Annotated in this window: 23 protein-coding genes; 13 read left to right on the forward strand and 10 right to left on the reverse strand. The window is 50.8% G+C overall.

The features are described from left to right. Nucleotides 1-52 precede the first annotated feature (52 nt). From DW739_RS07040 to DW739_RS07090, 11 genes are all read left to right on the forward strand, one after another. Nucleotides 53-901 carry a glycosyltransferase family A protein gene (locus DW739_RS07040; protein ID WP_118742828.1) on the forward strand — a complete coding sequence of 283 codons (849 nt, stop codon included), beginning with the start codon at nucleotides 53-55 and terminating at the stop codon, nucleotides 899-901. Continuing rightward, nucleotides 898-1848, forward strand: a complete 951-nt coding sequence (locus DW739_RS07045; protein WP_118742829.1) for a glycosyltransferase — start codon at nucleotides 898-900, stop codon at nucleotides 1846-1848. The genes DW739_RS07040 and DW739_RS07045 overlap by 4 nt, the downstream gene beginning before the upstream one ends. Further along, on the forward strand, nucleotides 1838-2575 hold the full coding sequence (locus DW739_RS07050) for a glycosyltransferase family 2 protein (RefSeq protein WP_118742830.1): 738 nt from the start codon (nucleotides 1838-1840) through the stop codon (nucleotides 2573-2575). Before DW739_RS07045 ends, DW739_RS07050 begins: the two co-directional genes overlap by 11 nt. Nucleotides 2576-2579: 4 nt before the next feature. Next, a complete protein-coding gene (locus tag DW739_RS07055; protein WP_107000709.1) occupies nucleotides 2580-2963 on the forward strand; it encodes a DUF2304 domain-containing protein in 384 nt (127 codons plus the stop codon). Between the two features lie 90 nt (nucleotides 2964-3053). After that, nucleotides 3054-3608, forward strand: coding sequence for a dTDP-4-dehydrorhamnose 3,5-epimerase (gene rfbC, locus DW739_RS07060; protein WP_118742831.1), 555 nt, complete (start codon nucleotides 3054-3056; stop codon nucleotides 3606-3608). An 18-nt stretch (nucleotides 3609-3626) separates the two neighbouring features. Continuing rightward, nucleotides 3627-4442: an ABC transporter permease gene (locus DW739_RS07065; protein ID WP_022360049.1), complete on the forward strand. Its 816-nt coding sequence runs from the start codon at nucleotides 3627-3629 to the stop codon at nucleotides 4440-4442. Between the two features lie 137 nt (nucleotides 4443-4579). Beyond that, nucleotides 4580-5986 carry an MBOAT family O-acyltransferase gene (locus DW739_RS07070; protein WP_118742832.1) on the forward strand — a complete coding sequence of 469 codons (1407 nt, stop codon included), beginning with the start codon at nucleotides 4580-4582 and terminating at the stop codon, nucleotides 5984-5986. 116 nt (nucleotides 5987-6102) lie between these two features. Next, nucleotides 6103-7239, forward strand: coding sequence for a hypothetical protein (locus DW739_RS07075; RefSeq protein WP_182427952.1), 1137 nt, complete (start codon nucleotides 6103-6105; stop codon nucleotides 7237-7239). A gap of 364 nt (nucleotides 7240-7603) precedes the next feature. Beyond that, nucleotides 7604-8734 carry a type II toxin-antitoxin system HipA family toxin gene (locus DW739_RS07080; RefSeq protein WP_118742865.1) on the forward strand — a complete coding sequence of 377 codons (1131 nt, stop codon included), beginning with the start codon at nucleotides 7604-7606 and terminating at the stop codon, nucleotides 8732-8734. A gap of 17 nt (nucleotides 8735-8751) precedes the next feature. Further along, nucleotides 8752-9030 carry a helix-turn-helix transcriptional regulator gene (locus tag DW739_RS07085; protein WP_107000705.1) on the forward strand — a complete coding sequence of 93 codons (279 nt, stop codon included), beginning with the start codon at nucleotides 8752-8754 and terminating at the stop codon, nucleotides 9028-9030. A 436-nt stretch (nucleotides 9031-9466) separates the two neighbouring features. Next, nucleotides 9467-9673, forward strand: coding sequence for a hypothetical protein (locus DW739_RS07090; protein WP_107000704.1), 207 nt, complete (start codon nucleotides 9467-9469; stop codon nucleotides 9671-9673). Between the two features lie 155 nt (nucleotides 9674-9828). Here DW739_RS07090 and trpA read toward each other — a convergent pair whose 3' ends face one another. The 9 genes from trpA to DW739_RS07140 all read right to left on the reverse strand — a co-directional run bounded on the left by trpA (nucleotide 9829) and on the right by DW739_RS07140 (nucleotide 18852). Next, nucleotides 9829-10599, reverse strand: a complete 771-nt coding sequence (trpA, locus tag DW739_RS07095; protein WP_182427953.1) for a tryptophan synthase subunit alpha — start codon at nucleotides 10597-10599, stop codon at nucleotides 9829-9831. After that, nucleotides 10592-11776, reverse strand: a complete 1185-nt coding sequence (gene trpB, locus DW739_RS07100) for a tryptophan synthase subunit beta (RefSeq protein WP_118293635.1) — start codon at nucleotides 11774-11776, stop codon at nucleotides 10592-10594. The genes trpA and trpB overlap by 8 nt, the downstream gene beginning before the upstream one ends. 92 nt (nucleotides 11777-11868) lie before the next feature. Then, a complete protein-coding gene (locus tag DW739_RS07105; RefSeq protein WP_118293634.1) occupies nucleotides 11869-12489 on the reverse strand; it encodes a phosphoribosylanthranilate isomerase in 621 nt (206 codons plus the stop codon). After that, nucleotides 12476-13330: an indole-3-glycerol phosphate synthase TrpC gene (trpC, locus tag DW739_RS07110; protein WP_118293633.1), complete on the reverse strand. Its 855-nt coding sequence runs from the start codon at nucleotides 13328-13330 to the stop codon at nucleotides 12476-12478. Before trpC ends, DW739_RS07105 begins: the two co-directional genes overlap by 14 nt. 11 nt (nucleotides 13331-13341) lie before the next feature. After that, the gene (gene trpD / locus DW739_RS07115; RefSeq protein ID WP_118293632.1) at nucleotides 13342-14355 is read right to left on the reverse strand and encodes an anthranilate phosphoribosyltransferase; all 1014 of its coding nucleotides are present in this window, start codon (nucleotides 14353-14355) and stop codon (nucleotides 13342-13344) included. Between the two features lie 29 nt (nucleotides 14356-14384). Then, nucleotides 14385-14957, reverse strand: coding sequence for an aminodeoxychorismate/anthranilate synthase component II (locus DW739_RS07120; RefSeq protein ID WP_118742835.1), 573 nt, complete (start codon nucleotides 14955-14957; stop codon nucleotides 14385-14387). Further along, nucleotides 14954-16441: an anthranilate synthase component I gene (gene trpE, locus DW739_RS07125; RefSeq protein WP_118293649.1), complete on the reverse strand. Its 1488-nt coding sequence runs from the start codon at nucleotides 16439-16441 to the stop codon at nucleotides 14954-14956. The genes DW739_RS07120 and trpE overlap by 4 nt, the downstream gene beginning before the upstream one ends. A gap of 546 nt (nucleotides 16442-16987) precedes the next feature. Further along, on the reverse strand, nucleotides 16988-18301 hold the full coding sequence (locus DW739_RS07135; RefSeq protein WP_118742836.1) for an MATE family efflux transporter: 1314 nt from the start codon (nucleotides 18299-18301) through the stop codon (nucleotides 16988-16990). A gap of 86 nt (nucleotides 18302-18387) precedes the next feature. Then, on the reverse strand, nucleotides 18388-18852 hold the full coding sequence (locus tag DW739_RS07140) for a methylglyoxal synthase (protein ID WP_022360055.1): 465 nt from the start codon (nucleotides 18850-18852) through the stop codon (nucleotides 18388-18390). 199 nt (nucleotides 18853-19051) lie between these two features. Here DW739_RS07140 and DW739_RS07145 point away from each other — a divergent pair, with 199 nt between their 5' ends. After that, entirely contained in the window at nucleotides 19052-20632 is a 1581-nt protein-coding gene (locus DW739_RS07145) for an ABC transporter ATP-binding protein (protein WP_118742837.1), read from the forward strand. Between the two features lie 16 nt (nucleotides 20633-20648). Next, nucleotides 20649-24641, forward strand: coding sequence for a glycosyltransferase (locus DW739_RS07150; RefSeq protein ID WP_118742838.1), 3993 nt, complete (start codon nucleotides 20649-20651; stop codon nucleotides 24639-24641). Between the two features lie 170 nt (nucleotides 24642-24811). Here the strand turns inward: DW739_RS07150 and DW739_RS07155 are convergent, their stop codons facing one another. Next, nucleotides 24812-26155 carry an MATE family efflux transporter gene (locus DW739_RS07155; protein WP_118538695.1) on the reverse strand — a complete coding sequence of 448 codons (1344 nt, stop codon included), beginning with the start codon at nucleotides 26153-26155 and terminating at the stop codon, nucleotides 24812-24814. Nucleotides 26156-26547 lie beyond the last annotated feature (392 nt).

The following is a 26547-nucleotide window of genomic DNA, read 5'->3' on the forward strand; positions in this document are numbered from 1 at the left end:
AATAAATTCAAGCAGGTACCGCTCTTGAAAAACGAGAAGGCAGAAGTGCGGCATGAAAGAGCGAGAGAGAAAGGGAAACGAGATGCAGCAGGAAATCATTCATACATTTGCGGTCTGTGCATACAAGGATTCGCCGTATCTGGAAGAATGTCTGCGTTCGGTGACGAGCCAGACGGTCAAATCGGAGGTGATCTGCTGTACCTCGACGCCGAGCAGCTATATCCGGGAGCTGGCAGCGCGGTATCAGGTGCCGCTCTATGTGCGGGACGGGGCGAGCAATATCCGTGAGGACTGGATGTTTGCCTATGGAAAGGCGCAGGGGCGTTTCGTCACGATCGCCCATCAGGACGACCGATACCGCAGCGATTATGCCGAAAAGCTTTTAAAGGCATGGAAGAAATATCCGGATCTGCTGCTGTTTGCGAGCGATTATCTCACGATCCGCATGACGGAGAAAGAGGGAAAAATGAAAGCCATTCCGGAGCCATTTAACATGGTCTGGCTGGTAAAAAAGATACTGCGCCTGCCGCTGCGGCTTCGTTTCCTGGCAAACCGCACCTGGATCAAGCGGAGCAGTGTCTGGTTTGGCAATTCAATCTGCTGTCCGTCCTGCACGTACAATAAAGAACAGATTGGGGACGATATGTTCCATTCGGAGTATGATTTTGCGCTGGACTGGGACAACCTTTACGAGCTGGCGGGCAAAAAGGGACGTTTTATCTGTTCGGAAAAACCGTTGATTGCCTACCGTGTCCATGCGGCGGCGACGACGAAAGCCTGCATCGAGGACAACCGGCGCCCGGCGGATGAGATGGCGATGTTCCGGAAAATGTGGCCGGACTGGATGGTAAGGATTCTGATGCATTTTTACAGAAAAGCCTATAAGGAGTACGAAAAATGAGAAAAGCTGATGTGATTATACCCACCTTCAAACCGGGGGATAAGCTGGAAAAACTTCTGCGGAGGCTGTTGGAACAGAGTGTGTCGGTGGGCCGTGTGATCATCATGAATACGGAAGAACAATATTGGGATGCCGGGCGGTTTGAATCCTTATTTGAGGGGGAAGATACGAAGCTGACCGTGTGCCATATCCGCCAGTCGGAATTTGACCATGGAAGAACTCGCCATGAGGGAATTTTGAAATCAGATGCGGATGTCTGCATCTGCATGACGCATGACTGCGTGCCGTATGACCGGAATCTGGTAAAGGAGCTTCTGGAGGCGCTGGATGCGTCGGAACGAGTGGCGGCAGCATATGCGAGACAGCTCCCGGCGGCGGACTGCGGTGTGATTGAACGGTATACGAGGGACTTTAATTATCCGGCGGTGAGCCGCCTGAAAGGGAAAGAGGATGAGGACGAGCTGGGAATCAAGACGTATTTCTGTTCCAATGTCTGCGCGGCATACCGGCGGGATATTTACCTGAAGCTTGGCGGATTTACGAAGAAAACCATTTTCAACGAGGATATGATTTTTGCCGGACACGCGGTGGAAGCCGGGTATCAGATTGCCTACGCGGCGGACGCGCAGGTCATCCATTCCCACAATTATACGGCGATGCAGCAGCTGCACCGGAATTTCGACCTCGGCGTATCGCAGGCGGATCACCCCGAGGTGTTTGGGCGACTTCATTCGGAGGGCGAGGGAATCCGTCTGGTGAAGAAAACAGCGAAATGGCTGGTGGAAAACGGCCACGCGCTTCTTCTGCCGCAGCTTGTGATGGCGAGCGGAAGCAAATATGCCGGGTACTGGCTGGGAAAGCATTATAAAAAGCTGCCGGAGGGGCTGATTCGAAGCCTGACGATGAATCCGGCATACTGGGAAGGAGAAGCGGGCGATGGAAGATAAGGCGTTATTGTCCACAGAAGAAGCTTCTGGGGCGGAAAAAGCCGAACTTTTGATAGTCATACCGGCGTACAACGAAGCCGAAAATATAGAGCGGGTTGTGAACCATCTGACTGCCAATTTTCCGCAGTATGATTATGTGGTCGTCAATGACGGATCGCGCGATGAGACGGCGGCGATCTGCCAGAGAAATAGATATAATCTGTTGAACCTTCCGGTCAATCTGGGACTGGCGGGGGCATTTCAGGCGGGACTTAAATATGCCGACAAGTACGGATATCAATATGCGGTCCAGCTCGATGGAGACGGACAGCACCGTCCGGAGTATCTGGAAGCCATGATGAAAAAAATGGAAGAAGGTTACGATATCGTCATCGGTTCCCGGTTTGTCGGGGAGAAAAAGCCATTTACGATGCGGATGCTTGGAAGCAATCTGATCGAGATGGCGATCCGCTTCACAACTGGTGTCAATATCAAGGATCCGACCTCGGGAATGCGGATGTTCAGCAAGCGCATGATCCGGGAATTTGCATCGGGGCTTAACTACGGTCCGGAGCCGGACACCGTTTCCTACCTGATCCGCCAGGGCGCGCGGGTGGCGGAGGTGCCGGTCATCATGGATGAACGGATTCTGGGAGTCAGCTACCTGACACCGGTCAATGCGATGCGGTATATGCTTAAAATGCTGATTTCGATTCTGTTAATCCAGAATTTCAGAAAGAGGAGGTAGCGCCATGACGCCAACACTCAGAGTTGTCCTGATCGTTGTGTCGATCCTGACAACCTTTATGATTATGCGGAAGATCCGGCAGTCAAAACTCCAGATCGAGGATTCGATTTTCTGGCTGGGATTCTCGTCCATTCTCATTGTGTTCAGTATCTTTCCGGGGCTGCCGGATCTTTTGGCGGAGCTGGCGGGAACGTACACGACTGCCAATTTTATCTATCTGGCGGTTATTTTCCTTCTGATTGTGAAAATGTTCCATATGTCGATCAAACAGTCGCAGCTGGAGACGAAGGTCAAGGATCTGGCGCAGAAGATTGCGCTGGATGAAAATGAGCGGGGGAAAGAGGCACAAACATCTGTAAAAAAGGTTGTCAGCCAGAAAAACGAATGATATAGTTAAAGATGGCACAGCCGAAAAGGATGATGCCAGTTACGTATTGAAAAATGAATTGAAATACCTGCATAAGAAGGAGATAGAAAAATGGGAAAGATTAAAGTAACACCATGTGACATCAAGGGACTTTATGTAATTGAACCGACTGTTTTCAAGGACGAGCGCGGTTATTTTATGGAGACATACAATCAGAACGATTTCCGTGAGGCGGGACTCGACATGGTATTTGTACAGGACAACCAGTCCATGTCTGTCAAGGGCGTTCTGCGCGGACTTCATTACCAGAAACAGTATCCCCAGGGCAAGCTGGTGCGTGCAGTGCGCGGTACCGTATTTGATGTGGCGGTAGACCTTCGTACCGGTTCTGAGACCTACGGAAAATGGTTTGGCGTGGTTCTTTCCGCGGAGAACAAGAAGCAGTTCTACATTCCGGAAGGATTTGCACACGGCTTTCTGGTACTGTCCGATGAGGCAGAATTTGCATACAAATGTACCGATTTTTATCATCCTGGCGATGAGGGCGGTATGGCATGGAACGATCCGGAGATTGGCGTTGAGTGGCCGATCGAGGAAGGCATGGAGTTGATTATTTCGGAGAAAGACCAGAAATGGGGCGGCTTCCGGGATGCATTCAAATTTTAAGAATGGAGTTAGGATAGAATGCGGGAACTGATTTCCCTGTTTCGGGAACTGATAGGAAAAAGAAAATTGGTCACCGAGCTTGCCAAGGCGGATTTCCGCAAGCGCTTTGTCGGCTCATACTTTGGAATTGTCTGGATGTTTATCCAGCCGATGGTTACGATCGCGATCTATGCGTTCATCTTCGGTGAACATGGCATGAAAAATGCGCCGCCGGTTCCGGGGGCGACCTATGTCATCTGGCTGACGCCGGGTATCATCCCGTGGTTTTATTTCAGCGAGATTTTAAATACGGGCACAAACTGCCTGCAGGAGTACCATTATCTGGTTAAAAAGGTAGTATTCCAGGTGGAGATGCTTCCGGTTATCAAGCTTATCTCCTGTTTCCTGGTACATGCCTGCTTCCTGATCATTATGGCGGGGCTGTACCTGATTGACGGGCGTATGCCGTCTGCAACCTGGATTCAGGTGTTATACTATTCCTTTGCGGCGTCGATGCTTGGACTGGCGCTTACCTATTTTACCAGCGCCGTGCAGGTGTTCTTTAAAGATATGGCGCAGATCGTCGGCATCTGCCTCCAGTTCGGCATGTGGCTGACCCCGATCATGTACGACGAGGCAATCTTCACCAGCCGCGCATCCTGGCTGGAGTGGGTATTCAAGCTTAATCCATTCTACTACATCGCCGCAGGCTACCGCGACAGCATGCTTACGGGAAGCTGGTTCTTCGAGCGGCCGACGATGACGATTTATTTCTGGGTGGTAACATTTATTTTGATGATAATAGGACTGAAGGTATTCAAAAAACTTCGTCCCCATTTCTCAGACGTACTGTAGATGGGAAGGGAGCTGCTGTAGATGGTGTTGACAGCTATTGGATTATCGAGATGCGAACAACGATAATCTGAGAAGCTGCCAGTGCCGCCTCCGGCAGCTCCCTTCTGCGACAACTTATCAATAGGAGTTTACATAAAATGGTTTTCAGTTCAATCATCTTCCTATGGGTTCTTCTCCCCTGCATCCTGCTCCTCTACTACGTGAGCCCCAAACCGTTCAAAAACGGCATCCTGACCGTATTCAGCCTCTTTTTCTATGCCTGGGGCGAACCGCGGTATGTGGTGCTCATGATTTTTTCGGTTCTGCTCAACTACGGTTTCGGGCGTCTGGTGGAGAAATTCGGGAAAAAGAGATGGCTTTTGGCGCTCTGCGTGACGCTCAATCTTCTGATCCTCGGCTATTTTAAATATTATAATTTCCTCGCCGAGGTGCTGAATCCGCTGCTTCGCGGGTTTGATATAGCGCTTCCGGCGATTCAGGTGACGCTGCCGATCGGAATTTCCTTCTATACCTTCCAGGCGCTTTCCTACGTGGTGGATGTGTACCGGGGCGAAAATCAGGCACAGAAAAATCCGCTCAACATGATGCTTTATATTTCCTTCTTCCCGCAGCTCATAGCGGGACCCATCGTGAAATACCATGACATCGAGGAGCAGATCGAAAACAGGACCGTCACGCTGGAGGGCTTTTCTTACGGCGTGAAACGCTTTATTTTCGGTCTGGGAAAGAAGGTCATCCTGGCAAATACCTTTGCCGAGGTGGTGGACGCGGTCTACGCGTATCAGGCGGCGGATGTGAGCCAGGCGATGCTCTGGCTGACGGCGCTTCTCTATATGCTGCAGATTTATTTCGATTTTTCTGGCTATTCGGACATGGCGATTGGGCTTGGAAAAATGTTTGGCTTTACATTTATTGAAAACTTCCGGCTGCCGTACACAGCAACTTCGATCCAGGATTTCTGGCGGAAATGGCATATTTCCCTCTCCAGCTGGTTTAAAGAGTACGTGTACATTCCGCTCGGCGGAAACAGGAGGGGCACGGCGCGGACGTATGTCAACCTTTGGACGGTCTTTCTGCTGACCGGCATCTGGCACGGAGCGGGCTGGACGTTCATTTTCTGGGGCATTTACCATGGCTTTTTCAACGTGCTGGAGCGCTGTTTTCTGGGAAAATGGCTGAAGCAGGAGAAATTCCGGCCGTTGGCGCATATCTATGCGGTGTTTGTCGTGCTGATCGGCTGGATTTTCTTCCGCGCGGACACGATCGGGCAGGCATTTTCCTTTATCCGGTATATGTTTGTGCCGCACAGCGCAGTCGTTTTGATGGAACGCTACATGAACCGGAAACTCTGGGTGTTTCTGGCGGCGGCACTGCTGGCATGTGGTCCGGTGCAGTGGTTCTGGATGAAATGGAAAGGGCGCGTGCTGGCGCAGGATGGATCGGTGACGGTCACAAGCTGGATCGGTTACATGGCGATCCTGTGGTTTTCCATTTTGCTGCTTGTCAACAATACATATAATCCATTTATTTATTTCCGTTTTTAAAAGCGCTGTAGAAAGTATGTTTGTCTGTGCGATGAGGACATAAAAATGAAAGCATGGGCGGCAGGGCGTGAAAGTACAGAAAGATGGATTCATGCAGGGAGAAGAAAACGAGAGATATGAATCGAGAGACAGGGACAAAAATACTTCTGATTGGTTCCTTTGTGGCGAGCCTGGTGCTGCCGACGCTTGTCTATCCGGCGGTCAGGAGCCATCTGGACCAGCAGAATTATGAAAACAGGGAATTGGCATCCTTTCCGGAACTGTCGGCTGCTAATTTTGACAATATTCTGACGGAATTTGAAGCGTATTACAACGACCATGTTCCGTTTAAAAATCTGTTTGTCAAGGCGAAGACAAAGCTGGATCTGGAGCTTTTAAATGAAAGCTCGATTTCGGATGTGACGGTCGGAAAAGAAAACTGGCTGTTTTACACCGTTTCGGAGGACGGCGAGGATGCGCTGGCGGATTATCAGCGGACAAATCTCTATACGGCGGATGAGAAAACAGCGCTGGCGGACGCGATTACCTCGGTAAACGAGAAAATGAAAGAGCGCGGCATCCGGTTTGTGATGTTTGAGGCACCCAACAAGGAAAGTGTCTATGCGGAATATATGCCGGATTCGGTCCGGGTATACGGAAGTGAGTCGCGTCTGGATGCGGCGCTCCCGGAGCTTGCGGCGCAGGGACTTCCGGTGTATGACATGAAGCCGGAGCTTCTGAAAGAGGCGGACACGTATCAGCTTTATTACAAATATGATACGCACTGGAACCAGATCGGCTCTTTTATCGGAAGCCAGCAGATTGCACAGACTTTGCTTGGAACCTCGACACCGCTCAGTGCAGTCTCGATTGAGGCGGCAGGACCGGCGTCCGGAGACCTGGCGCGGATGCTTAATATGGCAGCAGAGTACAGCGACGATACCGAATATGTGATTCAGAATTATCTGCCGGAGGTGACGGCTACGACGGTGGATATGAACGAGGACAACAGCTTTGCAGTATTTGAGTCGGATTCGCCGAATGATAAAACACTTCTGGTGGTAGGCGATTCCTTTAGCCAGAACCTTAAATATTTTATGCCGAAGCTGTACCGGAAAACGGTGTTTGCGACCTTTGACACGTACACGGAGGCGCTTCTGGATGAATACCAGCCGGATGATTTTGTCTATCTGACGGTCGAGCGCAACCAGGAGCTGTTTGAGGATGTGGAGCCGGTTGTCTGGCGGGATGAGGTGCCGGAGAAGGACGGGTAAGGTGCCGGATGTCCGGGCGGAAGGGGGCTGCAAAGTTTTTTTAAAACTAAATAAAAAGAATCACTCGTAAAGTGCTAGTTCGGGTGATTCTTTTTTTATGCCTCTTGATTCCATATTTTGTTGCGCGAGGGTTATTATAAAAAAATGGAAGAGGATGTAAAGAGGGAAATTTTGAAAAGCGAAGGTAGAAGACTTGAAAATCAGGGGTGGATAGATTAAAATAAATGGATAATATATTATACAAAACAAATAAAATATAGCATTAATAGATAATATATTATCCATGATTTAAATGAAAAAAATTAAAATAGAATTTCCCCAAAGTTTGTGTTTATGGGATAATAAAGGAGAAAGGATGGGGCGGATGGAGACAGGAAAGAAACTTCAGGTTATGTATGAAGACAGACTGGTAGGAACTCTTGCATTAACAGCGAATCACAAGGTGGCATTTGAGTATGATGATGCATGGCTGGAAGAGGGATTTTCGATCAGTCCGTTTTCACTGCCTTTGAAAAAGCAGGTGTTTATTCCAAATAAGGATTATTTTGAAGGTTTGTTTGGGGTGTTTGCGGATAGCTTGCCAGATGCGTGGGGGCGCCTGCTTTTGCGGCGTCTTTTGCTGGCGCATAAGCAGCAGCCAGACGATTGGACAGTGTTAGACCGGCTGGCGGTTGTGGGAAGATCTGGGATGGGGGCGTTGACCTATCGTCCGCAGCGGGAACTTTCGGTTGAGGAGAAAAATGATAATCTGGACGAACTTGCGGAGGCCTGCCAGAAAATATTAAATACCGAATACTCGGACAAACTGGATGAACTGTACCGGCTGGGCGGTACAAGCGGAGGTGCGCGCCCGAAAATCATGACGCAGATTCAGGGAGAGGACTGGCTGATTAAATTTCCGGCACATATAGATGGAAAAGATGCAGGGAAGATGGAGTATGACTATGCGTGCTGTGCAAAACAGTGCGGAATTGTCATGAGTGAATCGAGATTGTTTCCCTCAAGGCGATGCAAAGGATATTTTGGAACCAGACGATTTGATCGGGAAATAGAAAATGGGATGGTAAAGCGGGTTCATATGCTGACGGCAGCGGCGTTATTAGAACTGGATTTTGAACAGCCAAGTCTGGATTACCATCAATTGATGAAATTAACGAAAATATTGACGAACGGGAAGGCAGAAGATATAGAAAACATGTTCCGCCGTATGTGTTTTAATGTGTTTGCCCACAACCGGGATGATCATTCAAAGAATTTTACTTATATATATCGGGAGGAGGAAGAGCAATGGCGCCTGGGACCAGCGTATGATCTGACGTACAGCAACACATATTATGGGGAACATACGACCAGCGTAGATGGCAATGGACGAAATCCGGGTGAGAAGGAGCTGCTTGCAGTTGGGCTTGCAGCCGGAATGAAAAAAACGAGATGCATGGAAATGATAAAACAGATTCGTACATGTGTGCAGGACATGTTAGGTCAGTATCTTTAGAGAGGCAGGAGAGCAATATGGAAGCACTTATCTGGGAAACTGCAGATGAACTGGATCAGAAACTGGCATCACGGCTGCGTAACATCCGGAAACGCCGCGCTATTTCACAGCAGAGACTGGCGGACATGAGTGGGGTGAGTTATGGCTCAATTAAGCGATTTGAGGCGACGGGGCAGATTTCCCTTTTGTCACTCACAAAAATCGCGATGGCACTGGATTTGGCGGAAGAGCTGCGGGGGCTTTTTACGCGGGTTCCGTACAAAAATATTGAGGAGGTAATCCGCGAATCCCGTTAAGCCACCGTTCACGCATTGTGTAGGCAGCGCCCATCCGCGTAGCCCTGCCAGAACCGTTCGCAGGCGACCGCGCGAGACGCCCGAATGAGCCAAGGTACATTCTTTTTTAGGCGGGATGCACAAATCCGAAAATCGCCGCCGGACGTTTTTGTTTATATTTCAAATATGGATGTTTTTGTAACTTTTGTACATAGTAAGGGTGTCAAAATTGGTACTTATTACATATATTAACTTATGTTTATATAATTGCAAATAACTTATAAGTTTATACCACTTCCGGGGATGGTACTTTTTGTTTGATAGTGTTATATTATTGCCATCGAAAGAAACAAGAGATTTTCACAGACGGATATCGTAATAGTATCATAAGAATATTGCAATGGATTTCCGCCTATCATATGAAAAAATATAATTTTATTTGATGGAGGTAATTATCATGATGAAAGCAACAAGAACATTCAATAACGGTTTATATCAGGAGAATTTATATCAGGCATATTACAACACACCAGCAGAAAAGCATGTAGTTTCCGAGTCCTTAGAGCAGGAAGCAATGCCGGTACTGGTACATCGTTTAGCTGCACAGTTAGGTTATACCGAGTCTGAGGCAGAAGTAGAAAAAGAGTTTCTGTGCGAAATGTAATGGATAATCTGCTCGCAAGCTTATAACCATCCGGCAGAATTGGATGAGTTACCACCAACCTAAAGCATTTACGACAGAACAAGGCTTCTGAAGCCAGAAAAAGAAAACCGTCTGAGAAAGAATGAAAGATTCTTTTACAGACGGTTTTCTTTTTTTTACCGAATCGCGTTTTTCATTGATTTCACGTATTCTGCCACATACGGCACACAGTCTTTTCCATACTGCCCACAGAGCTTCACAATCGCGCTTCCAACGATGACACCGTCGCATTTTTCTGCCATTCTGGCAGCCTGCTCAGGGGTGGAGATGCCAAAGCCGACGGCACACGGGATATCGCTTTCTTCTTTTACCAGATTTACCATCGCGCCGATATCGGTCGTGATCTCACTCCGGACGCCGGTGACACCGAGGGAGGAGACGCAGTAGACGAAGCCGTTTGCCTCCTTTGCAATCATGCGGATGCGGTCATGGGAGGTCGGGGCGATGAGGGAGACGAGATCCAGCCCGTACTTCTGGCATACGGTGTCAAATTCCTCTTTTTCCTCAAATGGAACATCCGGGAGAATGAGCCCGTCCATGCCGAGGTCGGCAGCGCGTTTGATGAAGCGCTCGGTGCCGTAGGAAAATACGACGTTGGCGTAGGTCATGAACACCATTGGAATCTGTGTTTTCTGGCGCAGTCTGGCGACCATATCGAAAATTTTGTCGGTGGTCACGCCGCCGGAAAGGGCGCGCAAGTTTGCACCCTGGATGACCGGTCCCTCGGCGGTCGGGTCGGAAAACGGGATTCCCAGCTCAATCAGATCGGCGCCTGCATGTTCCATGGCAAGAACCAGTTCTTCCGTCGTCTCAAGCGACGGATCGCCGCAGGTTACAAAGGCGATAAATGCCTTTCCGTGTTCAAATGCTTTTTTTATATTACTCATGAAGATCCTCCCCTCTGTAACGCGCGATGGCAGCGCAGTCCTTGTCGCCCCGCCCAGACAGGGTGATCACGATAATCTGGTCTTTTCGCATGGCGGGTGCCAGCTTTCTTGCGTAGGCAACCGCATGGGCACTCTCGATCGCCGGAATAATACCTTCTGTGCGCGACAGGTATTCGAACGCATCGACCGCCTCGTCATCGGTGATCGCGACGTACTGTGCGCGCCCGGTGTCGTAGAGGTGCGCGTGCTCCGGTCCGACGCCCGGATAGTCCAGACCGGCGGAGATGGAGTAAACCGGGGCGATCTGTCCGTACTCATCCTGGCAGAAATACGATTTCATGCCATGGAAAATTCCGAGACGCCCGGTGGCGATGGTTGCTGCCGTTTCAGCGGTATCAATGCCGCGTCCAGCTGCCTCGCAGCCGATCAGTTTGACATCCGGATCGCTGATAAAATTGTAAAAGGTGCCGATCGCGTTGGAACCGCCGCCGACACAGGCAAGAACGGCATCCGGGAGCCGTCCCTCTTTTTCGAGGATCTGCTCCTTGATTTCCTTGGAAATGACTGCCTGGAAATCGCGGACGATCGTCGGGAATGGGTGCGGTCCCATGCAGGAACCGAGGACATAGTGCGTATCATCGATGCGGTTGGTCCATTCGCGCATGGTTTCTGAAACGGCATCCTTTAAGGTGGCGGTTCCAGAAGTAACGGCATGGACTTTCGCGCCAAGAAGCCGCATCCGGTATACATTGAGCGCCTGGCGCTCGGTATCCTCTTTTCCCATGAAAATTTCGCATTCCATCCCCATCAGGGCGGCAGCGGTAGCGGTTGCGACGCCGTGCTGACCGGCTCCGGTCTCGGCGATGACACGTGTTTTTCCCATCCGTTTCGCGAGAAGAACCTGTCCGAGCACGTTGTTGATTTTGTGCGCGCCGGTGTGGTTTAAATCTTCCCGTTTTAGATAAATCTTGGCGCCGCCCAGATCCTCGGTCATGCGCTTCGCAAAATAGAGGCGGGACGGGCGTCCGGCATATTCATTTAAAAGTTCCTGCAATTCTCGGTTAAATTCAGGGTCATTCTTGTAGAGGTTGTAAGCTTCTTCTAATTCGATGACTGCGTTCATCAGGGTTTCCGGTATATACTGACCGCCGTGAACGCCAAATCTTCCTTTTGACATAGATTTTCTCCTTATTTATAAAGTGTTTATTTTATTTAAGACAATTTCATTAAGACAATTTCAGGTTGCAGATATAGGCTCAGATGTATTTGCTAGTCATGAATGGCAGCATATTTGTGGGCGATCTGAACCGCTTTCCAGATTTTTTCCCGATCCTTGACCCCGTCCGTCTCCACCCCGCTGCTCATATCGACACCCCACGGATGCAGCGTGGAAATGGCGGATTCCAGATTGTCCGGTCCCAGTCCTCCGGCGAGAATATAGGGGCGGGTAATGCCTCCTAGCACGGACCAGTCAAAGGTTTTGCCTGTTCCACCAGCCCCATGATCCAGTAAAATGAGATCGGCAGGACTTTGAAGTGCCGGAAGCAGGCTTTTGCGGTCAGTTACGCGGAATGCCTGAAAAATGGGAACGGAAGTTCTTTCTTTTAACTGCCGGACATACTCCTCCGTTTCATGCCCGTGAAGCTGGATGGCTGCAAGCGTTCCGTCCGCCGCGAGCGGAAGAATCATCTCCAACGGGGCATCGACGAACACACCGACGGGTTTTACTGATGCATCCAGCCGTTCCCGCAGGGTATAGAGTGTGGAAATGGAGATGCAGCGGCGGCTTTTGGGAAAACCCAGGATAAAGCCGCAGAAATCCGGTTTTGCCTCATTGACAAAATCAATGTCGCAGGGGCGCGTCAGGCCGCAGATTTTAATCTTGCTCATGATTCTTTTCCTCAAGTGGTTCTTTTGGCAGCAGGTGTGTTAATTCATTTAATATGGCGCGCTTATCGTTCGCCCGCATCAGGGTTTCACCGATGAGAACGGCGTCAGTGCCATTTTCATACAGCGCCCGGATGTCTTCGGCGGTGCGGATGCCGCTTTCTGATACAAAAAGCGCATCGCGCGGCGCCAGTTCGCGCAGGCGTCGGCTGTTTTCCACATCCACCTCGAAGGTTTTTAAGTTCCGGTTGTTGACGCCGATGATCCGCGCCCCGGCGTTGACGGCACGCTCGATCTCCCCGGCGGAGTGTGTTTCCGTCAGCACGTCCAGATGTAGTTCATCTGCAAGCTGCATATAATCGTGAAGCTCGGCATCATCCAGAATGGAGCAGATGAGAAGGATCGCTGACGCGCCGTAAGCCTTTGCCTGATATATCATATAAGGATTAATGGTGAAGTCCTTCCGCAGAACCGGAATCGATACTTGTGAGGCAATTTCCTTCAGATATTGATCTGAACCCAGGAACCAGTGCGGCTCCGTCAGGCAGGAGATTGCCGCCGCGCCTGCCGCCTCGTATTCTCTGGCGATGTCCAGATACGGGAAATGTTCGGCGATCACACCCTTTGAGGGGGATGCTTTTTTGACCTCGCAGATAAAAGAAATACCCGGTCTGGCGAGGGCGCGGCGGAAGGAACCGCTAAGGCTGCTAAAATCGCGGGAATCCTGCAAAATCCATTCCGCCTGCCTGCGGATTTCAGAAAGCGGAACCTGCCGCATTTCCACGGAGATCCGTTCCCTCGTTTTGGCGGCGATACGATCCAGGATATTGTTGGTTGTGTTCATGTGTAAAACTCCTATTCTCGTGTGCTCTCTGTGATAAATTGCTGCAGCTTTTTCGCCGCCTCCCCGCTGTCGAGCAGCTTCTCTGCCATCCGCACACCATCCTCGATGGTTTCGGTTTTTCCGACGATGTACAACGCAGCCCCCGCATTCAGGCACACCGCCTGGCGTTTGGCGCCGCGCTCGCGTCCTTCTACGATGGCGCGGGTGATTTCGGCATTTTCTTCCGGGGTACCGCCGACGAGTTCTTCTTTGCTGCAGCGTTCATAGCCGAACTGCTCTGGCGTCAGCGTGTAGGACTGGAACCAGCCGTCGCGGATTTCACAGACGGAGGTCGGGGCGCTCATGGAAATCTCATCGAGCTTATCCTGTCCGTATACAACCATGCCGCGTTTGACGCCTAAGTTTGCCATAACCTGTGCGAGTGGTTCGACAAGGGAATCGTCAAAGACGCCCATCAGTTCCATGTTGGCACCCGCCGGGTTGGAGAGCGGACCTAAGATATTGAATACGGTGCGGATGCCGAGCTCTTTCCGGATCGGCGCGACGTATTTCATGGCAATGTGGTAATTCTGCGCGAACAGGAAACAGATGTTGATCGTTTTAAGCAGTTTGGCGCTCCGCTCCGGCGGCAGGTCAATCTTGACGCCCAGCGCCTCTAAAACATCGGCGGCGCCGGATTTGGAGGAAGCGGCGCGGTTTCCGTGTTTTGCGACCGGGACACCGGCTGCGGCAATCACAAGGGAGGAAGTGGTGGAGATATTAAAGGAATTAGCCCCGTCACCGCCGGTTCCGACGATCTCCAGCACATCCATATCGTGCAGCAGTTTAATGCAGTGCGCCCGCATGCCTGCCGCGGAAGCGGTAATCTCGCTGATCGTCTCGCCCTTCAGGGAGAGTGCGGTTAAGTAAGAGGAAATCTGAATCGGGCTTGCTTTTCCTTCCATAATTTCATTCATGACTTCCTCGGCTTCGGTGTAGGATAAGTCCTCTTTTTTTGAGAGACGGATAATGGCTTCTTTTATCATGGTGAAGACTCCTTTCTGAGGTGTGTAATTTATTGGATGGATGTCAAAAAGTTTTCCAGAATCTTCCGTCCATCCGGCGTTAAAATGGATTCCGGGTGAAACTGCACTCCGTAAACCGGCATCGTCGTATGTTCGAGTGCCATGATTTCCCCATCATCGGAGATGGCAGTCACGCGAAGCTCTGGCGGCAGGTCCTTACGGGAGGCGGACAGGGAGTGGTATCTGGCTGCCGGAAATGGATTCGGCATACCCTGAAAGAGGAGGCTGCCCGCTTCATAGGTGACCGGGGAGGTTTTTCCGTGCATCAGCCGGGAGGCATAAGTAACGACTCCGCCGAATGCGGTACAGATGGACTGCAATCCGATGCAGACGCCGAATATAGGGATTTTTCCGGCAAAATGGCGGATGGCTTCCAGGCAGATACCGGTGTCCTCCGGTTTTCCGGGACCCGGGGAAATGATGATAGCATCCGGCGCCATTTTTTCAATATCCGCAATTGTCAGCTGGTCGTTTCGGATGACAATCGTGTCCGGGCGAATCGTTCCGACAAGCTGGTAGAGGTTGTAGACAAAGCTGTCGTAATTATCAATCAGTAAAATCATAAGAGACCTCCTTCTGCTGTCTGGATGGCGTTTACCACGGCTTTGGCCTTATTGCAGCATTCTATAAATTCTTTTTCCGGGACACTGTCCGCGACGATTCCGGCGCCGGACTGGACGCAGATGCGGCCGTGTTTCTTGTAAGCCAGCCGGATGGCGATGCAGGTGTCCATATTTCCGGTGAAATCCAGATAACCGATGGCGCCTCCGTAGATACCGCGTTTTCTTCCCTCCAGCTCTGCGATGATCTCGCACGCCCGCACCTTCGGCGCACCGGAGAGTGTTCCGGCTGGGAGAATGGAGTCGATGGCATCGACCGCATCGCGATCCGGGTGGATTTCGCCGCGTACTGTGGAACCGATGTGCATGACATGGGAGAATCGCACGACAGAAGCGTAGGTTTCTACCTGGACGGAACCGAGGCGGCTGACGCGTCCTAAGTCATTTCGACCGAGGTCAACCAGCATGTTGTGCTCGGACAGCTCCTTTTCATCGGCGAGAAGCTCCCGTTCCAGCGCCTCGTCCTCTTCTTTATCTTTCCCGCGCGGTCTGGTTCCGGCGAGCGGGAAGGTGTAGAGAGTGCCGTCGGTTAAGCGTGTCAGTGTCTCTGGCGATGCACCGGCGATTTCCACATCATCGCTGGTAAAATAGAACATATACGGGGATGGATTAAGTGTCCGCAGAACCCGGTATGTGTCGAAGAGACTGCCCTCTGCGGCGGCGGTCATCGGATTGGAGAGAACCACCTGGAAAATATCGCCCTCATGGATGTAATGTCTGGCTTTCTCAACCATTGCCCCGTATTCCTCTTTCGAAAAAGCAGGAGCCAGCTCTTCTTTGAGCTTTAATGGCCGGAAAACCGCTTTGGCGCCGCTTTGCAGCAAGGAGACAATCTCGTTTAAGCTCTCTTCTGCCTGCCGATACGATTTTTCTAAGGAATCCGTCCGGACACCGGCGATGAGAATCAATTTCTGTCGGTAATGGTCAAATACGATAACGTGGTCAAACAGCATCAGGTCAACATCGCAGAAATCATCGTTTTTCAGTTTGGAAAAGTCGAGTGTCGGCTCAGCGTAATGGATGTAGTCGTAAGAGAAATAGCCGACCAGACCGCCGGTAAAAGGCGGCATATCCGGCAGCTTCGGGCTTTTGTAGGCAGCCAGGATCTCACGGATAGTCTCGCCCGGATGGGAGACGACGCGGTTTTCTTCGGCTGCCAGCTCGTCCTCCTCGCCGGTGCGGATTTTTAAGACGCCGTTTTGGCAGGTCAGCTCCATCGCCGGGGAGTAGCCTAAAAAGGAGTAGCGTCCCCATTTCTGGTTTTCCTCGGCGCTTTCAAGCAGATAGCAGTGATGGCTGGCAGCGCGCAGCGTTCGCAGCACCTCTACCGGGGTAAAAGCGTCTGCGTAGAGTTCACGGGAAACAGGGATGCGCCGGTAATCGCCGGATGCAGCGATTTTCCGGACTTCGTCAAGTGTTGGATACATAGCAAATCCTCCTGTTGTTGAAATGTGGGGCTGTTTTCCAGTGATAAATTTCTGAATGTGGAAATTCTGGATAGGACAGCAGCCCTGTTTTCTGTCCGGGCGGGAGGTGCAGGGAAATTTGTTTGAATGAAAGATGGATTTCAGAACAACAAAAAACCCGCCCATGACAGATCTTTTAAGAATCTGTCAAGGACGGGTAACTATCAAAAGAATCTGGATCCCCTTCGGATCCATCGTTCGCTTTTAAGCCCGCGGTGCCACCTTGATTCATGGAGTGATTCCATGCGCTTTGCGAGATACCTGCATATCTCCGGCAACTAACGTATGCCCTACGTCGCAGAGTACTAGGCTGAAAATATATCCAGCTTTTGGCTGCGCCCTCAGCGGTCCATTTGGCAACCTGCATCTCGACCCGGTTCTCAGCCTCCCGGACTCTCTGTGCGCGCATATGCTGCTTTGATCTCCGCTTCAACGGTTTTGGTGTATTCGATTTTTCATCAATATACTACGAATGATATAAAATGTCAAATATTTTTTGGGGCAAAATCAAATTATTTTAAAATTATGTAATTCTTTGGAAGAATGTCCCAGCTTTGCCAGCAGCAAAATAGCGAAGAAAGTGATCATTTCCGATGCCAGGAAAGACAACCAGACGCCGTTCAGCCCAAACAGGCGCGCCAGTGTGACAGCGCATAGGATGATAGCGACGGCCCCGCGCAGCAGAGAACCGGCGATAGCTGGTTTTGGCTGCGCGACGGCGGAAAAATAGGCAACCAGCAGGATGTTGATGCCAGCAAAGAGAAAGCCCAGGAAATACAGCCGGAGCCCGCTGTGGGCGTAATGCAGAAGTTCGGCGTTCTGCTCCTGGTTGAAGATCTGGATCAGTGGATCGGTCATGCTCCAGGTCAGCACCAGAATGAGCGCTTCCACGATCAGGCAGGCGATGACGCCCCAGGTCAGGAACTGGCGGCTCTGCGTGTGATCGCCTTTTCCGTAGCTCTCGCTGATGAGCGGCTGCGTGCCCTGCGCGAGTCCGTTGAACAGGCACATGGCAACGACGGAGAGATTGGCAGTGACGCCGTAAGCGGCGACACCGACATTTCCGGCGAGCCCCAGAAGCAGGAAATTAAAGACGATCGCGATCACGGCGGAGGATATTTCGCCGACAAAGGCGGATACGCCGAGCTGGCAGCAGGCGATCAGGTGGCGCAGGGATGGAGCGCGGAAATGGAATCCGACCTGATTGTGTTTTCCCAGGTAGTGCGTGCTGCAGATGATCATCGTCACTAGCGGGCAGAATGCTGTCGCTAACGCCGCGCCGGTCAGTCCCAGACCTGCCGGAAACATGAAGATGTAGTCAAACACGATGTTGAACATACTTCCGGCGATGGAGCCGAGCATCGCGATCGCCGGAGCGCTGTCATTGCGCGCAAACGCCGTGAATGCGTAGTTGGACATAAAAAACGGAGAGGCAGCCAGAATAATGCGGAGATACTGTTTTCCGAGCGCGGTCAGCCCCGCGTCTGCGCCGAGAAGCTGCAAGATTTTATCCGGGATGAAAATGCCTGCCAGCACCAGCGGAATGCTGATGAGAATATCCCAGGTTACGGCGGAGAGAAAATAGAAGCTGGCGCTTTTGCCCCGCGCGCGGTCGATGGCATAACGGGTCGCCGATCCGATCCCGATCATGGCTCCAATCGCATAGATCAGCCCGTAAACCGGTAAAATCAGGTTTAAAACCGCCAGACCATCTGCACCGGAGTAGACCGAGATAAAATAGGTGTCTGCGAGGATGTAGACGGAAATTCCCAGCATGCCCGCCATGCTTTGGAAAATGTATTTAAAAAATTTCTGTAACATAAAAAATCTCCCTTGTATGTATTCTCATAAACGGTAACGACCATTGTACCGAAGAATGAGAATAAATACAAGGGAGAATATGTTTTTTACAGCGTCTTGGCCCGCTCTTTAATATTCTGATGGAAGTTGATGATGTCATGCTCATACTCCTCATCCATCAGCGGCGAGGTAATCATAAAATCGGCAGTCGCTTTATTGTTGGCGATCGGGATATCGTAAACCTGGGCGATTCGAAGAAGCGCCTTGACATCCGGATCGTGCGGCTGGGCGGTCAGGGGATCAGAGAAGAAGATGATAAAATCAACCTGTCCCTCGACGACTTTTGCACCGATCTGCTGGTCGCCGCCCAGAGGTCCGCTGTTATAGCCCTTGACTGGAAGTCCGGTATATTCCGTAATCATGCGGGCGGTGGTGCCGGTTCCGCATAAGAAATGTTTTTTGAGGATCTCTTTGTTCGCCTCGCACCAGTCGATGAGTTCGCGTTTTTTATTGTCGTGTGCGATGAGTGCAATATTTTTTTGTTTTCGAATTGTCATTGTTAAAAAATCCATAGAATCATCCTCCTTTGCCATGATTTTTGCATAGCATCTGGATATTGTCAAGAAAATACAAAACATTTCACAAAAAAATACGAATGTTTTTCGTGAGTACATAGAAAGAGGTGTGTTTTTCTGCGTACAGGAATTGCAAGAAACATAGAAAACATGCTATACTACGAGAATAGTGGAACAGGAGGAACGAAAAAGATATATGTCTGCTGAAAATACAACAAACACAGGGGCACAAGAGGCGGAGAACGCAGAGAAGTACGCGGTCGAAGTGAAAAATGTGACCAAGATATACAGGCTGTATGATAAACCGATCGACCGGCTGAAAGAATCGTTGAGCGTCAGCCATAAAGAATACCACAAGGATTTCTACGCGTTGAGCGATCTTTCCTTTACGGTTGAAAAAGGTCAGACGGTCGGCATCATCGGTACGAACGGTTCGGGTAAATCGACGATCCTTAAGATCATTACCGGCGTTCTCACGCCGACGACCGGCGAGGTCACGGTGCGCGGTAAAATTTCGGCGCTGCTGGAGCTGGGAGCCGGATTTAACCAGGACTATACCGGTATCGAAAATATCTATATGAACGGTACGATGATGGGATATACCAAAAAAGAGATGGATGCAAAGCTGCCGGAGATTCTCGATTTTGCCGAGATTGGCGACTTCGTCTATCAGCCGGTCAAGACGTACTCGAGCGGTATGTTCGTGCGTCTGGCATTTGCGCTTGCGATCAACGTCGAGCCGGAGATCCTGATCGTTGATGAGGCGCTCTCGGTCGGGGATGTCTTTTTCCAGTCCAAGTGCTACCGCCGCATGGAGGAGATTCGCAAAAACGGCACGACGATCATCATGGTAACCCACGATATGGGAAGTATCATCAAATACTGCGATAAGGTAGTGCTGCTCAATAAGGGAGAGTTTATCGCGCAGGGTTCGGCGGGCAAGATGGTCGATCTCTACAAAAAGATTCTGGCAGGACAGATGGATGCGCTGCGCGCCGAGCTGGAAGTGATGAACGATTTTTCCGGGGACAAGGTAGTAAAAGCGGAGAAATCAGGAGCCGGAAGTGCGGAGAATGGTGCATCTGGAAATGAGGCTGGAAATAACGATGCCGGAAATGTAAACGGCTCCGGGGCAGTGGATGGCACCGCAGAAAATGGAGTTGGTTCAGCATCGGACGGCACCGGAAGTCCGCCTGGTTTGAACGGAGAAACGGTGAAAAAGCCGGGCTTGATGCGCGACAAGCTGACGATCAACGCAAATCGCGAGGAGTACGGCGACGGTAGGGCGCAGATCTTCGATTTGGGACTGGTGGACGCGCGCGGCAATATCACTAACCTGCTCTTAAAAGGCGAAGAGTTTACCATCCGCGAGCGCATCCGTTTCAATGCACCGATTCAGGCACCGATATTTACTTATACGATCAAGGATAAGAAGGGAACCGATCTGACCGGCACGAATACCCTGTTTGAGGGAACGGATGTCCATCCGGTCAAGGAGGGCGATATTTACGATGTCGCGTTTACGCAGAAGATGACCCTGCAGGGCGGCGAATACCTGCTGTCCATGAGCTGTACCGGATTTGAAGGCGGCGAGCACGTGGTGTACCACCGTCTCTACGATGTGGCAAATATTACCGTTATTTCTAATAAGAACACGGTCGGTGTCTACGACATGGAGCCGGATGTAGCGGTCAGGTTATCGCCGGCCGGAGAGGCAGCGAAGCAGGCGGAGTCGCTTAGTGCGGATGAGGCGGCACAGGAAGATCTGCAGGCATGATAAAAGGAGAAATAAGATGAAAAAAATCAATCAGGAGCTGATTGCTCTGTTTGATAAATACGGCAGTGACCGGCGCCAGGCGCTGCGGGAAAATAAGAAGCTTTCCTATCTGTACGCACTGGCAGATTTGCGGGAAAACCTGTTGGACTGGTGCCAATTTGACCCGGAACAGCAGGCACTGCAGATCGGGGCGGACGCGGGCGCGCTGACAGGGCTGCTTGCCAGACGTTTATCGTCGGTAACGGTGCTGGATGCTTCCGAAGAAAATCTGGAGGTAGTACGCCGCCGCTTCCAGACAGAGCCCGAGCTGGCGGCGAAGATCCGCTATGTCTGTGCGGATGTGGAGACGTATGCGAGGGAAGCGGAAAAACGTGGCGGGACATATGGATATGTAGTGCTGATCGGGGATTTGACGGCGGCAGATAGGGCTGGACGCGCGGCGCAGATGACAGCCGCAAAACAGCTTCTTTCTGCTCATGGAACCTTGATTGCGGCGGCGTCCAACTGGTTTGGCGTGAAATACATGGCAGGCGCAGAGCGGGAGAAAGGTGCACTTTCCTGGAACGAAATGAAGCAGCTGCTTCCGGGCGGGGAATTTTACTATCCGATGCCGGATTACCGGACGGCGGGAGAGATTTTTTCAGATGCCTATCTGCCGAAAAAAGGCGATCTGACCGGTGTGTTACCGGTCTATGACTGTCCGCAGTATATGCTGATGGATATGGGGGCGGCGCTCGATGCAGCCTGCGAGGACGGACGGTTCCCGGAATTTGCGAATGCATTTCTAGTTTTTTGGCAGAGACAGGCTGCGCCGGAAGCAGAGAATGCTTCACAGGACGTTATCTATGTGAAATACAACCGCACCCGCGAAGACTGCTTCCAGATCCGGACAGAGATCCGTGAAAAGAATGGAACCCGCGAGGTCTGGAAGACGGCGCTCTATCCGGAGGGAAAGGCGCACATCCAGTCCTTCGAAGAAAAATATCAGGTGCTTGACCGTCAGAATCCGTCCCTGAAACTGGCAAAACCGGAGCTTCGGGACGAGGGAATGACAGCGGTCTTTCCGTATTTAGAGGGAAAAACGCGGGCGGAACTTTTGGGAGAAATTCTGACTGCCCAGGGCGCGGATGCGGAGGTTTCGGCGATCCGGGCTGCGATGGATGAGATCTACAGCATCCGCCCGGAGGAACGCAAACCATTTGCGGTGACACCGGAATTTATCAAGGTATTTAATGCGCTGGGCGAGCTGGATTCCTATCGGGATAAAGAGACAGAAAATGGCGGCGGATGGGCTTCTTTAGGGGCAGTTCTTGCGGACGAGAGCTACAGCGCCTCCAACATTGATGCCCTTTTTGAAAATATGCTGGTGACGGCGGACGGAACCTACGCGATCGACTATGAGTGGGTCTTCTTATTCCCGGTTCCGGCTGGTTTTGTGAAATACAGGACACTGGTTTATTTCTACCGCCGTTATAAGAGTCTGTTGGGCGGTCAGGCCGAGCGGGAATTTATCGGACAGTTCCCGGAGTATGTGAAGGCGGATGAGAAGCTGCTTTCGCTTTACGAGGCGATGGAACGCGGCTTCCAGGAGTACGTGCACGGGGAAAACCAGCGCACCTACCAGGAAGATTACATGGTAAAGACGAAGACATTAGCCGATCTTTCCCATGTGGACGGAGAACTTGCAAGGGCAAACGAACGTCTGGATGCGCTCCGGGCAGAAAATTCGGAAAAAGATACGGCACTCCGCAAAGTGCAGGAGGTACAGCGCCTGACGAATAACCACGTGGCGAATCTGGACGTTATCATTTCTGATCTGCGCCATGAAAATGCAGAGCTTGGCAAGACGCTGACCTACTTAAATGGTCATGAGGCGGTCATTTTCAAGGTGCGCCGCAAGCTCGGACAGGCATTTAACCGGTGCTATCCAAAGGGCACGGTACGCCGCAAGAAGCTCGGCTACTGGAAACGGACGATTCTTCATCCGGGTAAAATGATGAAGATGTACACCACCGAGGAAGGAAAGAACCTTATCAAAGGTGATTTTGAGATCGGTGAGGAGTATCTGACCTACGGAAAAATCCACCTTCCGAAGGAAGAAAATCCGACGGTTTCCATCGTAATTCCGGTATACAACCAGATTCACTATACCTATCTGTGCCTGCAGTCGATTCTGGAGCATACGAAGGATGTGAGTTATGAGGTTATCATCGCAGATGACGTTTCAACCGATGCCACCGAGCATCTGGCGGAGTTTGCCGATAACCTGGTGATCTGCCGCAATCAGACCAATCAGGGATTCTTGCGAAACTGCAACCAGGCGGCCAAGGCGGCGCGCGGCAAATATGTGATGTTTTTAAACAACGATACCCAGGTAACAGAAGGCTGGCTCAGCTCCCTGGTAAATCTTATTGAATCTGACTCCACCATCGGTATGGTAGGGTCTAAGCTGGTATATCCGGATGGACGTTTACAGGAGGCAGGCGGCATCATCTGGAGCGATGGTTCCGGCTGGAATTACGGTCGCCTCGATGATCCGGACAAGGCAGAATATAACTATGTCAAGGATGTAGACTATATTTCCGGTGCAGCGATCCTTTTATCCACCGCACTCTGGAAGCAGATCGGCGGTTTCGATGAGCGGTTTGCCCCGGCATACTGCGAGGATTCGGATCTGGCATTTGAGGTGAGAAAAGCGGGCTACCGCGTCGTTTACCAGCCAAAATCCAAGGTCATTCATTTCGAGGGCATTTCCAACGGAACGGACGTCAACGGAACCGGTCTGAAGCGGTATCAGGTGGAAAACAGCGAGAAGCTCAAAGAAAAATGGAAAGAAGAGTTCAAGAACCAGTGCGTCAACACCGGCAATCCAAACCCATTCCGCGCACGCGAGCGCAGCATGGGCAAGAAGATCATTGTCGTGATCGATCACTATGTGCCGACTTTTGACAAAGATGCCGGTTCCAAGACAACGTTCCAGTACCTGAAAATGTTCCTGAAAAAGGGGTATGTTGTTAAATTTATCGGAGATAATTACCTCCATGAGGAACCGTATACGTCTACGCTGCAGCAGATGGGAATCGAGGTTCTCTACGGACAGGAATACCTGACCGGTATCTGGGACTGGCTGGTGAAAAATGGAAAAGATATCCATGTGGCATATCTGAACCGCCCGCATATCGCGACGAAGTATGTGGATTTTATCAAAGAACACACCGATATTAAGATGATTTACTATGGTCACGACCTTCATTTTATGCGTGAGTTCCGCGAGTACGAGCTGACCGGCGATGTGAAGAAGCGTCAGGAATCCGAATATTGGAAATCGATCGAGTTTTCACTCTTCCACAAAGTGGCGGTGTCTTATTATCCGTCCTACGTCGAAGAAGAGGCGATCCACGCCGTTGATGAGACGATTCCGGTCAAGGCGATCACGGCATATGTCTATGAGGAGTTTTTACAGAATCTGAACAAAGACTTCGCCAAACGGGAAGGACTTCTGTTTGTCGGCGGCTTTGCGCATCCGCCGAACGCAGACGCGGTGCTCTGGTTCGCGAAAGAAGTATTCCCGAAGATCCGGGAACAGATCAAGGTCAACTTCTACATCGTCGGTTCCAAAGTGACCGACGAGATCAAAGCGCTGGAACAGCCTGGAAACGGCATCATCGTCAAAGGTTTTGTAAGTGAAGAAGAACTGGCAGACCTGTACCGGAACTGCCGGATTGTAGTGGTACCGCTCCGCTACGGCGCAGGGGTTAAGGGCAAGGTGGTAGAAGCTATCTATAACGGTGCCCCCATCGTCACCACCTCCGTCGGCAGCGAGGGAATCCCGGATGTAGAAAAAGTTCTCCTCGTCAAGGATCAGCCGGACGAATTTGCCGAGACAGTCGTAGAGCTCTACAAAGACGAAAAACGCCTGGAAGACCTGGCAGAGAAAACGCAGGTTTATATCCGCGAGCATTTCAGTATTGATGCGGCTTGGGATGTGATTAAGGAAGATTTTGAATAAAAAATAGTAAAAGATAGAAAATTATATATAATAAAGAAAACGATCAGGGGAATGTGCTTCTGATCGTTTTCTTGCGTAAGGATAATTTAAAGTTATCTAAGGAAGGAAAGAGTCAGCTACGCCGGTATGCTGCAGGCTCTTTCCTGTACTACCGGATAGAGCACTCTATATTACCGATCGTTCTTCCGCAGCGCCTCCACCCGTCCATATCTCCGATACATTAAAAGCTCAAATATTACCATACAAGCCCATCCAATCGTCGTACCAATCGCCACAGCCTGAATCCCCAGCCGTCCAAACAGCGCATAACTGATCACAACGCGGATTGGAATCTGCACCAGAGTCGCGAACAGGGTGATCATCAGGTGCCCGATTCCACGGTAATATCCCTGAAAGGTATTGGTGATACCACTGATGAAGTAAAAACCAGCCATCGGCACCAGATAGGACATGCCCTGACGCAGCGCCTCCGTTTCGTTTGGTTTTAAGAAAATACCGAGCAGCGGGTGACGGCAGAACAGCACGACCACCGCTGTCAAAATAATATAAATTTCTGCAATCACCAGCATTTTCCGAAGCCCTTTCGGAATTCGGTCATACTCTTTTGCGCCGAGGTTCTGTGCGGAGAACGTCGTGATAGATGCTGCAAGGCTGTCGCCCGGGGCGAGCACATAGCTGTCGATGATGGAGACGGCATTAAAAGCGGCAACTGCATCGACGCCGAGTGCATTGACGCCGGACTGGACGAGCAGGCGGCCGACGTAGAGAATCGTCTGCTGGACGGCGGAAATGGAGCTGAAATCGATCGTTTTTTTGAGCATCGAGGTTTTCAGTTTCAGATCCCGGATGCCGAGGCGTAAGAGGGGCACTTTCGCCCAGATATAGACGAAGAGGGCGAGCGCAGAGACCGCTTGCGAGATGATCGTAGCGATTGCCGCACCGGAAACACCGAGGCGGCAGATGCCAACCAGGAATACATCCAGGAATACATTGACAACGGTCGTCAGGATCAGGACATAGAGCGGCGCTCTGGAATCTCCGATCGCGCGCAGGGCGGCGGAGAAAATATTGTAAAAAAAGGTAAAAGTAAGACCCAGCGAGATAATCTGCAAATACAAGGACGCCTGTGACGATATCTCTTCCGGTGTCTGGGTGAGGCGGATAAACAGGCGGCTTCCTGCCAGTGAAATACCGGAGAGGACAATGGTTAAAAGCAGCCCGGAGAGCACCGAGGTTGCAAATTCATCCTTTAAATTCTGATAATCTTTCGCACCAAAATAGCTTGCCATCAGGATTGATGCGCCGAGCGACAGCCCGACAATCAGAAAGGTCAGAATATTCATGATCGGACCCGCCGCACCGACTGCCGCCAGCGCCTCTTTTCCGTAGAACTGTCCGACGACTACCGAATCGACCGTGTGGTAGAGCTGCTGGAAGAGGTTGCCGAACACCAGCGGAACCGCGTAGGCAATCAGGTGCCCGGTTATATTCCCTTTTGTCATATCACGTGCCATAAGCATTTCCTCCAAATCCCAATATGTACTCTCGGAATCTTTCTGTGCTTGATTTTGTGAGATGTTTTTTTGTCAGTTGTGCCCAAATTTCTGAGGCGTACGCGGTGCGTACGTTGATGAAATTCGGGTGCAGCTGGCGGAAAATCAGCCACAAAAGCAAGTGCAGAAAGACTCTGAGAGTACATCAATTTATAACTAAGATTGTAGCACGGAACGGAGTGTCTGCCAAATAAAAAAATCTGTCGAATCATGCAAAAAAATCAACAAATTGTTGCAATTTCCGCAAGGAAGCGCTGCGAATCCGATGGGAAAGTGGTAACAGCATAAAACCGCCCTATCTAGTGGAAATCACTAGGGAAATGTGGTAAGATATATAAGTTAAACTGGACTTA

It is taken from the genome of Clostridium sp. AM28-20LB, from assembly GCF_003480665.1.
Taxonomy (GTDB): Bacteria; Bacillota; Clostridia; order Lachnospirales; family Lachnospiraceae; genus Otoolea; species Otoolea fessa.

Excerpts from the sequence above, each read along its gene's own strand:
- DW739_RS07040 (WP_118742828.1), top strand. The coding sequence starts at position 53 with ATGAAAGAGCGAGAGAGAAAGGGAAACGAGATGCAGCAGGAAATCATT.
- DW739_RS07045 (WP_118742829.1), top strand. The coding sequence starts at position 898 with ATGAGAAAAGCTGATGTGATTATACCCACCTTCAAACCGGGGGATAAG.
- DW739_RS07050 (WP_118742830.1), top strand. The coding sequence starts at position 1,838 with ATGGAAGATAAGGCGTTATTGTCCACAGAAGAAGCTTCTGGGGCGGAA.
- DW739_RS07055 (WP_107000709.1), top strand. The coding sequence starts at position 2,580 with ATGACGCCAACACTCAGAGTTGTCCTGATCGTTGTGTCGATCCTGACA.
- rfbC (WP_118742831.1), top strand. The coding sequence starts at position 3,054 with ATGGGAAAGATTAAAGTAACACCATGTGACATCAAGGGACTTTATGTA.
- DW739_RS07065 (WP_022360049.1), top strand. The coding sequence starts at position 3,627 with ATGCGGGAACTGATTTCCCTGTTTCGGGAACTGATAGGAAAAAGAAAA.
- DW739_RS07070 (WP_118742832.1), top strand. The coding sequence starts at position 4,580 with ATGGTTTTCAGTTCAATCATCTTCCTATGGGTTCTTCTCCCCTGCATC.
- DW739_RS07075 (WP_182427952.1), top strand. The coding sequence starts at position 6,103 with ATGAATCGAGAGACAGGGACAAAAATACTTCTGATTGGTTCCTTTGTG.
- DW739_RS07080 (WP_118742865.1), top strand. The coding sequence starts at position 7,604 with ATGGAGACAGGAAAGAAACTTCAGGTTATGTATGAAGACAGACTGGTA.
- DW739_RS07085 (WP_107000705.1), top strand. The coding sequence starts at position 8,752 with ATGGAAGCACTTATCTGGGAAACTGCAGATGAACTGGATCAGAAACTG.
- DW739_RS07090 (WP_107000704.1), top strand. The coding sequence starts at position 9,467 with ATGATGAAAGCAACAAGAACATTCAATAACGGTTTATATCAGGAGAAT.
- trpA (WP_182427953.1), bottom strand. The coding sequence starts at position 10,599 with ATGAGTAATATAAAAAAAGCATTTGAACACGGAAAGGCATTTATCGCC.
- trpB (WP_118293635.1), bottom strand. The coding sequence starts at position 11,776 with ATGTCAAAAGGAAGATTTGGCGTTCACGGCGGTCAGTATATACCGGAA.
- DW739_RS07105 (WP_118293634.1), bottom strand. The coding sequence starts at position 12,489 with ATGAGCAAGATTAAAATCTGCGGCCTGACGCGCCCCTGCGACATTGAT.
- trpC (WP_118293633.1), bottom strand. The coding sequence starts at position 13,330 with ATGAACACAACCAACAATATCCTGGATCGTATCGCCGCCAAAACGAGG.
- trpD (WP_118293632.1), bottom strand. The coding sequence starts at position 14,355 with ATGATAAAAGAAGCCATTATCCGTCTCTCAAAAAAAGAGGACTTATCC.
- DW739_RS07120 (WP_118742835.1), bottom strand. The coding sequence starts at position 14,957 with ATGATTTTACTGATTGATAATTACGACAGCTTTGTCTACAACCTCTAC.
- trpE (WP_118293649.1), bottom strand. The coding sequence starts at position 16,441 with ATGTATCCAACACTTGACGAAGTCCGGAAAATCGCTGCATCCGGCGAT.
- DW739_RS07135 (WP_118742836.1), bottom strand. The coding sequence starts at position 18,301 with ATGTTACAGAAATTTTTTAAATACATTTTCCAAAGCATGGCGGGCATG.
- DW739_RS07140 (WP_022360055.1), bottom strand. The coding sequence starts at position 18,852 with ATGGATTTTTTAACAATGACAATTCGAAAACAAAAAAATATTGCACTC.
- DW739_RS07145 (WP_118742837.1), top strand. The coding sequence starts at position 19,052 with ATGTCTGCTGAAAATACAACAAACACAGGGGCACAAGAGGCGGAGAAC.
- DW739_RS07150 (WP_118742838.1), top strand. The coding sequence starts at position 20,649 with ATGAAAAAAATCAATCAGGAGCTGATTGCTCTGTTTGATAAATACGGC.
- DW739_RS07155 (WP_118538695.1), bottom strand. The coding sequence starts at position 26,155 with ATGGCACGTGATATGACAAAAGGGAATATAACCGGGCACCTGATTGCC.